General features: G+C 74.3%; 7 protein-coding genes and 1 riboswitch. Of the genes, 1 reads left to right on the top strand and 6 read right to left on the bottom strand.

Annotated features, from left to right (window positions below):
* Window positions 1-73: 73 nt before the first annotated feature.
* Genes cobF through AC0VX6_RS11830 form a run of 5 tightly spaced genes read right to left on the bottom strand, consistent with a single transcriptional unit; the run spans window position 74 to window position 7,500 of the window.
* Window positions 74-817 carry a precorrin-6A synthase (deacetylating) gene (gene cobF / locus AC0VX6_RS11850; protein WP_274977570.1) on the bottom strand — a complete coding sequence of 248 codons (744 nt, stop codon included), beginning with the start codon at window positions 815-817 and terminating at the stop codon, window positions 74-76.
* Entirely contained in the window at window positions 814-4,404 is a 3,591-nt protein-coding gene (gene cobN / locus AC0VX6_RS11845) for a cobaltochelatase subunit CobN (RefSeq protein WP_475468603.1), read from the bottom strand. The genes cobF and cobN overlap by 4 nt, the downstream gene beginning before the upstream one ends.
* Window positions 4,401-5,456: an ABC transporter ATP-binding protein gene (locus tag AC0VX6_RS11840; RefSeq protein ID WP_475468601.1), complete on the bottom strand. Its 1,056-nt coding sequence runs from the start codon at window positions 5,454-5,456 to the stop codon at window positions 4,401-4,403. The genes cobN and AC0VX6_RS11840 overlap by 4 nt, the downstream gene beginning before the upstream one ends.
* On the bottom strand, window positions 5,453-6,469 hold the full coding sequence (locus AC0VX6_RS11835) for a FecCD family ABC transporter permease (RefSeq protein ID WP_274977568.1): 1,017 nt from the start codon (window positions 6,467-6,469) through the stop codon (window positions 5,453-5,455). The genes AC0VX6_RS11840 and AC0VX6_RS11835 overlap by 4 nt, the downstream gene beginning before the upstream one ends.
* Window positions 6,466-7,500, bottom strand: a complete 1,035-nt coding sequence (locus AC0VX6_RS11830) for an ABC transporter substrate-binding protein (protein ID WP_274978127.1) — start codon at window positions 7,498-7,500, stop codon at window positions 6,466-6,468. Before AC0VX6_RS11830 ends, AC0VX6_RS11835 begins: the two co-directional genes overlap by 4 nt.
* A 59-nt stretch (window positions 7,501-7,559) precedes the next feature.
* Window positions 7,560-7,773, bottom strand: a riboswitch (cobalamin riboswitch).
* 145 nt (window positions 7,774-7,918) lie between these two features.
* On the opposite strand from AC0VX6_RS11830, the gene AC0VX6_RS11825 reads away from it, so the two are divergent.
* On the top strand, window positions 7,919-8,350 hold the full coding sequence (locus tag AC0VX6_RS11825) for a PPOX class F420-dependent oxidoreductase (RefSeq protein WP_274977567.1): 432 nt from the start codon (window positions 7,919-7,921) through the stop codon (window positions 8,348-8,350).
* Between the two features lie 209 nt (window positions 8,351-8,559).
* Here AC0VX6_RS11825 and AC0VX6_RS11820 read toward each other — a convergent pair whose 3' ends face one another.
* The gene (locus tag AC0VX6_RS11820) at window positions 8,560-14,043 is read right to left on the bottom strand and encodes an ATP-binding protein (RefSeq protein ID WP_475468599.1); all 5,484 of its coding nucleotides are present in this window, start codon (window positions 14,041-14,043) and stop codon (window positions 8,560-8,562) included.
* Window positions 14,044-14,204 lie beyond the last annotated feature (161 nt).

The raw sequence follows: 14,204 nt of genomic DNA, 5'->3' as shown, positions 1-14,204 counted from the left end.
CCCTCGTCCGACGGGGCCGCTCCGCGCGGAGACGGGCCACCGCCCCCGAACGGAGCCCCCGGCCCGGTTCCGTTCACTTCGGCCTCCTCAGCAGCGCCACGTCCATCACCCAGCCCGCCCGCGCCCTGGCCCTCCTGCGGCGCGCGGCGATCTCGAGCTGGGCCGCGCCGACCCGCCCGGCGACCAGCTCCTCGGTGTCGGTGCCCAGGTTGGCGCCCCACCAGACCGTCCAGTCCCTCAGCTCCCCGAACGCGAGCTCGCCCCCGAGCACGGTCTGGCCGCCGAGCATGACCACGATGTTGTCCTGCCCCGCCGCCACCGCCTCTCCCAGCAGGCGCGCGGGGGTCACATGCACCGGACGGCCCACCTCGTGCAGCACGATCCGGTGCCGCGCCGCGAGGAGCTGGGGGGCGCTGACGCCGGGGAGCACGTCGTACTCCACCGCGACGGCCCCCCGCTCGGCGATCCGTTCCACGATCCGCAGCGTGGAGTCGTACAGACCCGGGTCGCCCCAGACCAGGAACGCCGCGGTACCGCCGCGTTCGCCCAGCACCCGCTCGTAGGCGGCGACCCGCGCCTCGTGCCAGGCGGCCACCGCGGCCGCGTAGTCCGCCGGGTCGTCGCGGTCGCGCTCGGGGTCGGGCACCGCGACCAGCGGCACGCCGTGCGCCTCGCACACGGCCCGGCGCAGGGCCAGCAGCCCGTCGTCCCCGCGTTTTCGGGCGGCCACCGCGTAGTCGCAGCCGCGCAGCGCGTCGGCGACCTCGGGGGTCACGTGCCGCGGCCCCATGCCGATGCCCAGGATGCGCACCCTCATTCGGAGCGGTCCTCCAGGTCTCCCTCGACCTCCAGGTAGACCTCCTGGAGGGCCTCCATCGTCGCCGGGTCCGGCTCGGCCCACAGACCGCGCCGGGCGGCCTCGTGCAGCCGCTCGACGATACCGTGCAGCGCCCACGGGTTGGAGCGGCGCAGGAACTCCTGGGTTTCGGCGTCCAGCACGTACTCGGCGGCGAGCTTGTCGTACATCCAGTCGTGGACGACACCGGCCGTGGCGTCGAAGCCGAAGAGGTAGTCGACCGTGGCGGCCAGCTCGAAGGCGCCCTTGTAGCCGTGGCGGCGCATGGCCGAGATCCAGCGCGGGTTGACCACCCGGGCACGGAACACGCGGGCGGTCTCCTCGGCCAGGGTGCGGGTGCGCACCGCGTCGGGCGAGGTGGAGTCGCCGACGTAGGCCTTGGGGTCGGCGCCGGTGAGGGCGCGGACGGTGGCGATCATGCCGCCGTGGTACTGGAAGTAGTCGTCGGAGTCGGCGATGTCGTGCTCGGCGCTGTCCACGTTCTTGGCCGCGACCTTGATCCGCCGGTAGTTGGCGCGCATGTCGTCGGCCGCCGCCACGCCGTCCAGGCCCCGCCCGTAGGCGAAGCCGCCCCAGGCCGTGTAGACCTCGGCCAGGTCGCGGTCGTCGCGCCAGGTGCCCGACTCCACCACCTGGAGGATGCCCGCGCCGTAGGAGCCGGGCGCGGAACCGAAGATCCGGGTGGTGGCGCGGCGCCGGTCGCCGTGCTCGGCCAGGTCGGCGCGGGTGTGGGCGCGCACGAAGTTGCTCTCCTCGGGCTCGTCCAGGTCGGCCACCAGGTTCACGGCGTCGTCGAGCATGGCGACCACGTGCGGGAAGGCGTCGCGGAAGAAGCCGGAGATGCGCACCGTGACGTCCACGCGCGGGCGGCCCAGCTCCTCCAGCGGCACCACGTCCAGCCGCGAGACCCGGCGCGAGGCCTCGTCCCACTCCGGGCGCACGCCCAGCAGCGCCAGCACCTCGGCCACGTCGTCGCCGGAGGTGCGCATCGCCGACGTGCCCCACACCGACAGGCCCACCGACTCGGGGTAGGTCCCGGTCTCCTCCAGGTGGCGGCGCAGCAGGGACTCGGCCATCGCCTGCCCGGTCTGCCAGGCCAGCCGGGAGGGGACGGCGCGGGGGTCGACGGTGTAGAAGTTGCGGCCGGTCGGCAGCACGTTGACCAGGCCGCGCAGCGGGGAGCCGGAGGGGCCCGCCGGGACGAAGCCGCCCGCCAGGGCGTGGACGACGTGGTCGAGTTCGTCGGTGGTGCGGGCCAGGCGGGGCGCCACCTGCGCGGCGGCGAACTCCAGGACGGAGCGCACCCCGGGGTCGTCGTGCAGGCCGGACGCGGCGGCCGGGTCCCAGTCGGCGGCCTCCATCCGCTCGACGAGTCCGCGGGCGAGGGCCTCCACCTGGTCGACCTCGGCGGCGGGCGCGTCCTCCTTCAGGCCCAGCGCCGAACGCAGGCCGGGCACCGCGGCCCCCACCCCTCCCCACACCTGGGCGGCGCGCAGGACGGCCAGGACCAGGTTCACCCGGGCCTCACCCCCGGGCGCCTCGCCGAGCACGTGCAGGCCGTCGCGGATCTGCGCGTCCTTGATCTCGCACAGCCAGCCGTCCACGTGGAGCAGGAAGTCGTCGAACTCCTCGTCGTCGGGCCGCTCCTCCAGGCCGAGGTCGCGGTGCATCTCGGCCGCGCGCATCAGCGACCAGATCTCGCCGCGCACCGCGGGCAGCTTGGCCGGGTCCATGGCCGCGATGTTGGCGTGCTCGTCGAGCAGCTGCTCCAGGCGGGCGATGTCGCCGTAGGACTCGGCGCGGGCCATCGGCGGGATGAGGTGGTCCACGACCGTGGCGTGGGCGCGGCGCTTGGCCTGGGCGCCCTCGCCCGGGTCGTTGACCAGGAACGGGTAGACGAGCGGCAGGTCGCCGAGCACCGCGTCGGTGGCGCAGGCGGCCGAGAGCGCGGCGTTCTTGCCGGGCAGCCACTCCAGCGAGCCGTGCTTGCCCAGGTGGACGACGGCGTGGGCGCCGAAGCCGTGCTCCAGCCACCGGTAGGCGGCCAGGTAGTGGTGGCTGGGGGGCAGGTCGGGGTCGTGGTAGATGGCGATCGGGTTCTCGCCGAAGCCGCGCGGTGGCTGGACCAGGAGGACGACGTTGCCCGCGCGCATCGCGGCCAGGACCAGCTCGCCCGCGTCGTTGACGTAGAGGTTGCCGGGCGCGGCGCCCCACGCCTCGGTCATCGCCTCCCTCAGCGGGGCGGGCAGGCCCCCGGTCCAGGCGGCGTACTCCTCGGGGGTGATGCGCACCTGGGCGTCGGTCAGCTGCACGGAGGTCAGCCAGTCCTCGTCCTGGCCGCCCGCCGCGATCAGGGCGTGGATCAGCGCGTCCCCGGCCTCGGTCTCGTCGGGCAGGTCCAGGCCGGGCAGGGCGTCGGGCCCGCCCAGGTCGTAGCCCTCGGCGCGCATCCGGCGCAGCAGGCGCACCAGCGAGCGGGGCGTGTCGAGCCCGACGGCGTTGCCGATGCGCGAGTGCTTGGTGGGGTAGGCGGACAGGACGACGGCGACACGCTTGTCGGCGGTGGGCACGTGCCGCAGCCGGGCGTGGGCGACCGCGATCCCGGCCAGGCGGGCGCAGCGCTCGGGGTCGGCGACGTAGCGGGGCAGGCCGTCGCGGTCGATCTCCTTGAAGGAGAAGGGGACGGTGATGATGCGGCCGTCGAACTCGGGGATGGCGATCTGGCTCGCCGAGTCCAGCGGGGTGACGCCGTCGTCGGAGGCCTCCCAGTCGGCGCGCGGGCTCGTCAGGCACAGCCCCTGGAGGACGGGGACGTCCAGGGCCGCCATCCGCTCCACGTCCCACGCCTCGTCGTCCCCGCCCGCGCTCGCGGACGCGGGAACGCTGCCGCCCGCCGCCAGGACGGTGACCACCAGGGCGTCGAAGCCGCCGAGCGCCTCGTAGAGCTCGTCGGGCGCCGAACGCAGCGACCCGGCGAACACGGGCACGCCCACGGCCTGCCCGGTGGCGTCGACGGCGTCGGCCAGGGCGTGCGCGAAGGCGGTGTTGCCGCCCGCCTCGTGCGCCCGGTAGTAGAGGATGCCCACCTTCGGAAGGCCGGGGTCCTGAGGCCGGTCGCGTTCTGCGAAGCCCCACAGCGGGACGGGCGCGGGCGCCTCGAACCCCTCGCCGGTCAGCAGCACAGTGTCGGACAGGAAGGCGTGCAGGCGCGCGAGGTTGGCCGGACCCCCCTCGGCCAGGTAGCGGTGGGCGTCGGCCGCCAGGCCGATCGGAACGGTGGAGTGCTCCATCAGTTCGGCGCTGGGCTGCTGCTCGCCGCCCAGGACGACCAGCGGCGTGCCCCGCTCCCGGACGGCGGCCAGGCCCGGCCACAGGTCGTGCGGGGAGCCGAGCAGCCGCACCACCACCAGGTCGGCGCCCTCGACGACGCCGGCCAGTTCGGTGTCGGAGGCACGGGAGGGGTTGGCCCACGCGTACGCGCGGTCGCTGGCCCGCGCGGAGAGCAGGTCGGTGTCGGAGGTGGACAGCAGTGCGATCCGTACCGTCATGGCCGGATGCCTCCCTCGGGGTTGGTGTTCCGTCGTCGGTCGGACCGCTCGGGTCCGGGGGTTGCCCGCGCCTCGGCGGCGGGGGCGTCACGGTGGCGCGGCGGCGCGGCGCCGCGTCTCAGGAAGCGGATCACCGGGTGCCCGGGTCCGGTCTCGACCTCGGCCCGGACCCCGTAGACCTCCTCGATGAGGGCGGGGGTCAGGACCCGCGGGGGCGCGCCCTCGGCGACGACGCGCCCGCCGCGCAGCACCAGCAGCCGGTCGCAGTACATCGCGGCCAGGTTGAGGTCGTGCATGGCGATGACGGTGGTGACCGGCAGGCCCGCGACCAGTTCCATGAGGTCGAGCTGGTACTGGATGTCGAGGTGGTTGGTCGGCTCGTCGAGCAGCAGTTCGCTCGGCTCCTGGGCCAGGGCGCGGGCGATCTGGGCGCGCTGGCGCTCACCGCCGGAGAGCGTGTGCCAGGACCTGTCAGCGGTGGCGGTCAGGCCGGTGCGCTCCAGTGCCGCCGCGACGGCGTCCGCGTCGGCCGCGGACATGGGCGTCCAGGCGCGGCGGTGGGGGACGCGCCCCAGGGCCACCACGTCGCGGACGGACAGCTCGGTCTGGGTGTGCGCGTTCTGTTCGACGGCGGCCACGCGCCGCGCCACCGCCCGGCGCGCGGTCCGGCCGATCGGCTCGCCGTCGAGGGCGACCACGCCCGCGGAGGGCGCCAGGACACCGGAGAGCAGCCGCAGCAGCGTGGACTTGCCCGAACCGTTGGGGCCGAGCAGGCCGACGGTCTCACCGGGGCGCGGAGCCAGGGTGACGCCGTCCAGGACGAGCCCTCCGCCGATCAGGCGGCTCACCCGTTCGGCGCGCAGCCCGGTGGCGCCGGGCCCGCCGCGCCGCGTCCGCCCCCCTCCCTCGGGCCGCGGGCCGTCGGTCGTGAGCGCCGGGCGGGCGGGCGGAGCACCCGCGCCGAGCACCTCGGTCGCGGCGTCCCTCCCCGGTGCCGTCGCGGAGGAGGCGCCGTCGCGGCCGCGCGCCACCGCCTGGTCGGAATGGGTCACGTGTGCCTCCTCGCACGGTAGAGCACGGCGACGAAGGCGGGCACCCCGATGAGGGAGGTCACCACCCCCACCGGGATCTCCTGGGGGTCCAGCGCGGTGCGGGCGACCGTGTCCACCCACACCAGGAAGACGGCGCCCGCCAGCGCGGTGACCGGCAGGAGCCTGGCGTGGGCCGCACCGGTGAGCGCGCGGGCCGCGTGCGGCAGGACCAGCCCCACGAAGCCGATCGCCCCGGCCGCGCTGACCAGGGCGGCGGTGAGCAGCGCGGTGGCGCACAGCAGCACCATGCGGGCGCGGGCCACCCGCACGCCCAGGTTCGCCGCGGCCTCCTCACCGAAGGCGAACGCGTCCAGGGTGGTGGTGTGCGCCAGGCACACGGCGAGCACACCGGCCAGCACCGCCGCGCACAGCACCACGTCGTCCCACCCGGCGCCGCTGAGGGAGCCCAGCAGCCAGAACAGCACCCCGCGCGTGGTCTCGGCGTCGGCCGAGGTCAGCACGATGAACGAGGTCAGCGCCGAGAACAGCTGCATGGCCGCCACCCCCGACAGCACCACGCGGTCCATGCTCGCGCCCAGGGTGTGCGCGAGCAGCACCACCAGCCCGAAGGAGAGCAGGGCGCCGACGAAGGCGCCCGCCGACAGCGACACCACCGCGCCGCCCCAGCCCAGCACCAGCACGGCGACCGCACCGGTGGAGGCCCCCGAGGACACCCCGAGCACGAAGGGGTCCGCCAGCGGGTTGCGCAGCAGGGACTGCATGACCGCCCCGCACAGCGCCAGCCCCGCCCCGCACACCGCGGCGAGCAGGGTGCGGGGCATGCGCAGGTCCCACACGATGCCCTCGCGCAGCGGCGACAGGCCGCTCTCCCCGAACCCCAGCCGCGCGGCGACCGACCTCCAGACCTCGGCCGTGGTGATGTCGGCGGGGCCGATGGTCACCGCCACCGAGACCGACACGGCCAGGAGCACCAGTCCACCGCAGGAGAGCAGCGCCAGACGCGCACCGCTCACCGGCCGAGCCCGAGGCCGCGCAGACCCCCGGCGACCTGCTCGATCCCCTCGACCGTGCGGATCGAGGGGTTCATGGCCTGGCCGCTGAGCAGGACGTAGCGTTCCTCGCGCACGGCGGTGAGGTTGCTCGTGGCGGGGTTGGACTCCAGGAACGCGATCTTGGCGTCGGCGGACTCCGCGGTCTGGGAGTCGCGGGTCAGGTCGCCGAGGACGATGACGTCGGGGTCGCGGTCGGCGACGGTCTCCCAGTTGATCTGGGGCCACTCGTCGTGGGTGTCGTCGAAGGCGTTGCGCGCGCCGACCGCGCGGGTGATGGCGCCGGGGGCGCCGCAGCAGCCCGCGAGGTAGGGCGACTGGGAGTTGGCGAACCAGTACATGAGGGAGACGCCGGAGGCGTCCAGGTCCGAGGTGGCCGCCGCCACCCGCCCCTCCAGTTCGGCGACCAGCTCCTCCCCGCGTTCCTCGACCCCGAACAGCAGGGCCAGGTCGCGGATCTCGCCGTACACGGCGTCGAGGGTGAGGGGTTCGCTGCGCGAGCCGTCCCCCCCGCTGTCGTTGTCCTTGCCGGTGGCGCAGTCGGTCGGGGAGACGTAGGTGGGCACGCCCAGATCCTCGAACTGCTCGCGGGTGGCGACACCGCCCGTGCCGAGCGTGGAGACGAAGGAGGCGGTCACGAAGTCCGGTTCGGCGTCCAGGACCACCTCGAAGGAGGGGGCGTTGTCAGCCAGGCGGGGGATGCCCCCGTTGGCCTCCTCCAGCCCCTCCATGATCGGATCGGTCCAGGTGGCGGTGCCGACGAGGCGGTCCGCCAGCCCCAGGGAGAGCAGGATCTCGGTACTGCCCTGGTTGAGGGAGACGACGCGCTCGGGCGGGGCGTCGACGCCCACCCGGTGCCCGCAGTTGTCGACCGTACGGGCGCCGGCGGCGGCCTCCCCCTCACCGCTCCCCCCTTCCGGGGAGGGGGCGCAGGCGGTGAGCAGCAGGGCGGAGGCGAGCAGGAGGGGAAGGGGGCGCGGGGCGCGACGCAGCATGGGCATGCCTTGGATGTCGGGGCTCGAACGCGGAGCCTGGCACGGGACGCCTCCGCGCACTCGACGCGGAGGGGCCAGCAGGTCTTCGGACTCGGGTTCGTCCGGACGGGATGCCTTCCCAGGTCGGTGCCGCCTCGACGCCGTGGTCTCCGCGGCCTCCGCCCCAGTGGCGTGAGTACCCCGCCCGTCCCCCTCACCGCTGCGCGTCAGTTCCGGATTCGCACCGGATTCCCTGACCACGTACGTGGTACGACTGGCCCCGGCAGACTATCAAGGCCCCCTCGGCCCTTCGCCGCCGGAAGGCGCACAGGGGCCACGCGGTGAGGACCGCGCCGTCGCGCGCTCCCGGGGATAGGCTCGTGACCGGCCGCACACGGCCCCGCACCACCAGCACCCGGCTGAGAGGGGTTTTCCGGAGATGACCGAGACGACGTTCGACCCGCGCGCACTGCTCGCCCGGAGCAGGCTCGGCGTCCTGGCCACCATCAAGGCGGACGGCCGCCCCCAGCTCTCCCCCGTACAGCCCTTCTACGACGCCGAGACCGACCTCCTCCACGTCTCCATGACCGAGGGCCGGGCCAAGACCGCCAACCTGCGCCGCGACCCGCGCGCCACGCTCCAGGTCACCAGTGCCGACGGCTGGGCATGGGCCACCGCCGAGGGCGTGGCCACCCTCACCGGGCCGGGCACCGACCCGCACGGCCCCGATGTCGAGGCGCTGGTGGACTACTACCGCCTCGCCGCCGGCGAGCACCCCGACTGGGAGGAGTACCGGTCGGTCATGGTCTCCGACCGCAGGGTGCTCATGACCATGCCCGTGGACCACGTGTACGGCGAGAAGATCCGCTGACCGCACGGACGGGGCGGCCCGGGCCGACCGGCGCTTGCGCCCGTCAGCCCGGGCCGCCCGCACACCGGCGGCTCCGCCGACCGGTGCCCGTGGTGGTCGGCCCCGTCCTCCCACACGCCGGAGGCGGACCCGCCGCCCACCCCCCGGCGCACGCGAACGGGGCGGGGCCGCGGCCTGCCGCCGTACCCCCGCCCCGCTGGCCTCAGCGCTTAGCGCTTCATGCCGTGCTCGATCGCCTCGATGATGCGCGGCCGCATCTCGGCGGCGCTGATGATCGCGTCCACCGAACCCACCTCGACCGCGCGCTGGATGCTGTGCACCCGGTCGAACTCCGCGGCGACCTCGCCGAGCTTCTCCGCCCGCACCGAGGACTGCGTCTCGGCCAACCGGGCGTTGAGCGCGGCCCGCTCGGCGCCGCTGGCCGCCGACACCTGCTCTTGGAGCCCGGTCACCCGCGGGTCGCTCGCGGTACGCGTGTTGACCTCACCGGCGAACACCACGGCCGCCGCCGGGGCCCCGCCCAGCACCGAGGCGAACGACCCCTCCAGCGCGAGCACCGTCATGTTCGGGTTGAGCGCCTTGGAGAACACCACGAACGCGCCGCCGTGGTACCGCGAGATCACGCAGAACACGATCGGGCCGTCGAAGTTGACGATCGCCCGCCCGATCTCGGCCCCGTACTCCAGCTGGAGCTTGCGCAGCGACTCCGGCGAGCCGTCGAACCCCGACAGGTTCGCCAGCACCACCAGCGGCCGGTTGCCCGACGCCGCGTTGATCGCCCGCGCCACCTTCTTGGACGAACGCGGGAACAGCGTGCCCGCGGTGTAGGTGTCGGGGCCGTCGGTGGGCGGGAAGCCGTGCCGCGGCACCGACCGCGACTCGATCCCCACCAGGCACACCGGCCAGCCGCCGATGTGCGCGTCCTGCACCGCCGCCGTGTCGGCGTCGGCCATGCCCGCCCAGCGCTCCAGCACCGCGTGGTCCTGGTCCGAGAGCGCACGCATCACCGTGCGGATGTCGAAGGGCTTCTTGCGGTCCGGGTTGTGCTCGGCGGAGAAGATCTCGCCGACGGTGGCGAAGTCGCTGCCCGCCACCGCGTGCGGGAACGGCGAGACGTCGCGGTCGACCGGGTCCAGGGTCCTGGCCCGGCGCGGCGCCTCCTCCCCCGGCACGACGTAGGTGTGGTCGTAGTGCGCCATGAGGATCTCGCGGGCCGAGGCCAGGTTCGGCGCCCAGTACTGCGCCTGCCCGTTGGGGCCCATCACCCGGTCGTAGCCGCCGATGCCGAAGTTGTCCTCGGCCGACACACCGCCGGAGAAGTCCAGCGACTGCTTGCCGGTGAGCACCATCGCCGAGTCCGGCGTCATCACCAGGACGCCCTTGGTGTGCATGAGCATCGTCGCCTCGGCGTTCCAGTACGGCTGGGCGCCGACGTTGATGCCCGCGACCACGACGTTGATCTCGCCGCCGTCCTGGGTGAACTCCACGATCCGCTTGAGCGCGGCCGCGACCCAGTCCATGTTCTCGGTGCCCGAGGACATCGAGATCCGCGCGCCCGCCGACAGCGCGAACCACTCCAGCGGCACCCGCATCGACTCGGCCAGGTCCAGCGCGGCGATCACCCGCGAGCACTCGGGCTCCGAGAGCGCGCCCAGCGCCTTGGTCGGGTCGCCCAGCAGCACCACGCGCGTGACCCCCTCGGGGTGGCGCACGGTCGGCGTGGTGACCACACCGGCCACGATCGCCGCGGAGTTGTGCCCGCGCGGCCGGTCCACCGGGACCAGCACGCCGTTGTCGTCCAGGTCGTACTCGGTGAAACCGCCGCCCGGGCCCGACAGCAGACCGGTCAGCTCGTAGGGGTAGACGGTCCCGCGCCGGGCCGCGCGCAGCACCTTCTGGCGGTAGTCGTCCAGCGGCAGCACCGGCTCCGTCGAGGGCTCCTCGACGTGGACCTGCGCGTCCTGGCCCTGGTCCAGGCTGATGCGCACCGCGACCTCGGTCAGCTCACCGGAGGAGGTGCGCTGGCGGGCCAGGAACTGGACCTCCTCCAGCCCCGCCCCGGCCGTGGTCGGCAGCAGCCGCTGGACCAGCGTCTCCAGCTCCTCGGGGGTCAGCTCGGTCGCCGGCCACACGTACATCATGATGCGGTTGGTGTCGAAGCGCCGGTTCTGCGGGCGCTGCGCCTGGATGTTGCGGATCGCGTCCAGGCACCCGGTGACCGTGTCCTCCAACGCGGGCAGCGCGACCAGGCGCCCGTCCGCCTCGCGCAGCGGCGTCAGGTCGCGGACCTGGCCCATCGCGAAGAGGCGCTCGTCGGCCGGGTTGCTCTTGGCCACCGCCCGGAACAGGTAGATCTCCTCGTCGGCCGACGGCAGCCGGGTCAGGTCGAACTCGCGCAGGCGCTGCAACTGCAGGCGCCGCGCGATCTGCGGGTGCAGGCCCCGGATCAGCCGGTCCTCGGCGAAGCCGTCGCCCTCGGGCCGGAAGGTGAAGTGGTGGTGCATCACCGCGCCGCTGGTACCGGCGACGGTGGCGGTGACCCGGCGCACGCCCGCGGGCAGCGGGTGCTCGGCCAGGAGCCCGCCGAGCCGCACCGCCATCGCGTCGGCGTCGGGCTGGTCCTCCCAGGTGAGGTAGAGGTCGGCCACCAGGCCGTGCTCGGCCACGTCGGCGGCCAGCTCACCGACCGCGCCGACGGCGCCGGGCAGCGCGGCGATGTCCACGGCGGTCGTGACCACGCGCGTCAGGCCGCCCGCGCCGTTGTGGTCGGCGGTGACGAACCGGCAGCCCCCGACCTCGCGCGCGGCGACCCCGGACAGCCCGCGGTTGCCGTAGTAGCGGCGGGTCAGCACCTCCAGCAGCGGGGCGTGGTCGCGTCCGGCCCGCCCCATGCGCTGGCCGACCAGCCGCACCAGCGGCTCGGCGCTGGCCACCATGGACTGGATCCGCTCCGCCCGGTCCGGCGCGTCCGGGTTGCGGTCCAGGTGGCGCAGGTCGTCGCGCACCGCGGCGTAGACCCGGGCCCGGTTGCGGCGCAGCAGCGGCTGGGCGAACCAGCGGAAGACCACACCGCGGGCCAGGTCCGACACCGTGGGGAAGCGCACCTGCGTGGCCTCCACCAGGTGCTCCAGGGCCAGCCCGGCGCGCTCGCTGAGCGCCTCCGCGGGCGGCCCGCCCGCCAGCCAGCGGCGCAGCAGCTCCGACACGATCGCCAGCGCGGCGCCCGTGTTCTGCTGGGCCAGGAAGATCCGGAAGACCGCGGCCTCCAGCTCCGGCGTGCGGTCCAGGTCGGCGACCCCGTAGTGGGCCAGGACCCGGGTGAGCTTGGCCTGGAAGCCCTCGCTCACCCCGGCGCGCTCCACGTCCAGGCTCTGCAGGTAGCTGTGGAAGAACTCGCGCGGGCTGTGCACCGAACTGTGCGGCTCGGTGTCGGGCTCCCCGCCCGGCTTGTTGCGGCTCAGCTCGCACAGGTCGGCGAACACGGTGAACAGGTCCAGCTCGCCCTCGACCGGACGCCCGCCCAGCTCGGCGCGGGCGGCCAGGTAGTCGGCCAGCACCCGCCCGCGGTCGTGCGGGTCGGCGTCGAAGCCCAGCAGCAGACCGCGCAGGTCCTGAAGACCGCGCTCCACGCGCTCGGCCGCGGACGCCTCACCGGCCTCCTCGGGCAGCTCGATCGCCACGGCCTCCGTGCCCGACTCCGTCTCCTCGGCGTCCCCGTCGGACAGCGGCTCCAACCGCATCAGCGGCGCACCGGTCTCGACCTGGCTGCCCACCGACACCGGGCACTCGCGCACCCGGGCGCGGAACGGCGCGCGCAGCACCGTCTCCATCTTCATGCTCTCCAGCACCAGGACGGGCGCGCCGGACTCGACCTCGTCGCCCACCGACAACGGCGTCGCCACCACCAGGGCGGGCGCCGGGGAGCGCAGCACACCGCCCTCGTCGCGGCTGATCCGGTGCGTGACACCGTCCACCTCGACCAGGTGCACCGGCCCGTGCGTGGCCGACACCAACCGGAACCGGTGGCCGTTGACCACGATCTGGCCGCTGTGCGCGTCGAAGCGCTCGACCTCCACGTCCGCCGGGTGCACGTCGCCGCCCCCGGAGACGCCGACGCGGAACCGCCGGTGCCCGACGCGGGCCACGCTCACCCGGTAGCCCACGCCGCGCAGCTTCAGATCCAGCGGACGGCCGCTCTCGTGCTGCACCTGCGGGCGGCCGCCGTGCGCGGTGGACAGCAGCCGCTGACGGCTGACCTCCTCCTCGTCCTGGTAGGCCTCGATCGCGGCCGCGGCCAGCGCCACCGCGGAGTGGCGGTGGCTGACCAGGCGCCCCTGGGCGCGCACGCGGTCGATCCAGCCGGTGTCGGCGCTGGCGTCGATCACCTCGGGCTGGTCGAGCAGGTCGAGCACGAAGCTCTTGTTGGTCGCGCCGCCCTCGATGATCACCGTGGTCTCGGCCATCGCGCGGCGCAGCCTGCCCAGCGCCTGCTCGCGGTCGCGGCCGTAGGCGATGACCTTGGCGATCATCGAGTCGAAGTCGGCCGGGATGGTGTTGCCCTCGCGCACACCGGTGTCCACGCGCACGCCCGGACCGGTGGGCAGGGACAGGCGCGCGATGCGGCCCGGGGCGGGCGCGAAGTCGCGGTCGGGGTCCTCGGCGTTGAGCCGGGCCTCGACGGCGTGGCCGGACTCGACCGGCTGGGGGCCCTCCAGCCTCCCGCCGGCGGCCACGTGCAGCTGGAGCCGGACCAGGTCGGTGCCGGTGGTGATCTCGGTGATCGGGTGCTCGACCTGGAGGCGGGTGTTGACCTCCAGGAACGCGAACAGCTTCTCGCCCGGGTGGTACAGGAACTCGACGGTGCCCGCGCCGCGGTAGTCCACGGCCAGCGCCAGCCGCTCGGCCGACGCCTTCAGGTGCGCGGTCTGCTCCGCGTCCAGGACCGGGGAGGCCGACTCCTCGATGATCTTCTGGTTGCGCCGCTGCACCGAGCAGTCGCGCACGCCCAGCGCCCACGCCGTGCCCTGCCCGTCGGCGATGATCTGGACCTCGACGTGGCGGGCGCCGGTGACCAGGCGCTCCAGGAAGACCACACCGGAGCCGAAGGCGCGCAGCGCCTCCTGGCTGGTGCGCTCGTAGGCCTCGGCCAGGTCCTCGCCCGAGGCGACCATGCGGATACCGCGACCGCCGCCGCCCGCGGTCGCCTTGAGCATCAGCGGGTAGCCGATCTCCTCACCGGCGCGCAGCGCCTCCTCCAGGGTGGCGACCTCGCCGCGGCTCCACGGCGCGACCGGGACGCCGACCTCCTCGGCGATCAGCTTGGCGCCGATCTTGTCGCCGAGCTTGCGCATGGCCTCGGCGCTGGGACCGACGAAGGTGACGCCGATCCTCTCGCACAGCTCGGCGAAGGCCGGGTCCTCGGCGACGAAGCCCCAGCCCACCCACGCCGCGTCGGCGCCGGTCCGGATCAGGGCGCGCTCCAGTACGGCGTGGTCGAGGTAGGGACGGGCCGAGGCGGGACCGAGCGGGTAGGCGACGTCGGCCTCGCGGACGAAGGTGGCGTCGCGGTCGGCGTCGGTGTGGAGGGCCACCGTCTCGATCCGCGCGCCGGTTTCCGCTGAGAGGTCCCGGACAGCGTGGATGAGCCGCACAGCGGCCTCTCCACGGTTGACGATGGCGACACGACTGAACACCGGTTGAGCCTCCCAAGTACCACGCGCAGAAGGCGACGTCCGGGTCTCGGAGCGTCGCCTGCACCTACCCTTTCTACCCTGGTCGATTACCGCCGGGTACACCAATGGGCCGAACCACGCATAGCGAAGGCGATGCGTTGTGGGAACCCCACAAAAAACGC

Source organism: Nocardiopsis sp. iso_25, assembly GCF_056173305.1.
This window is presented reverse-complemented; position numbering and strand designations above follow the sequence as displayed.

Bases quoted from the DNA above. Each gene is read 5' to 3' on its own strand.
- AC0VX6_RS11825 (WP_274977567.1), top strand. From the start codon at position 7,919: ATGACCGAGACGACGTTCGACCCGCGCGCACTGCTCGCCCGGAGCAGG.
- AC0VX6_RS11830 (WP_274978127.1), bottom strand. From the start codon at position 7,500: ATGCTGCGTCGCGCCCCGCGCCCCCTTCCCCTCCTGCTCGCCTCCGCC.
- cobN (WP_475468603.1), bottom strand. From the start codon at position 4,404: ATGACGGTACGGATCGCACTGCTGTCCACCTCCGACACCGACCTGCTC.
- cobF (WP_274977570.1), bottom strand. From the start codon at position 817: ATGAGGGTGCGCATCCTGGGCATCGGCATGGGGCCGCGGCACGTGACC.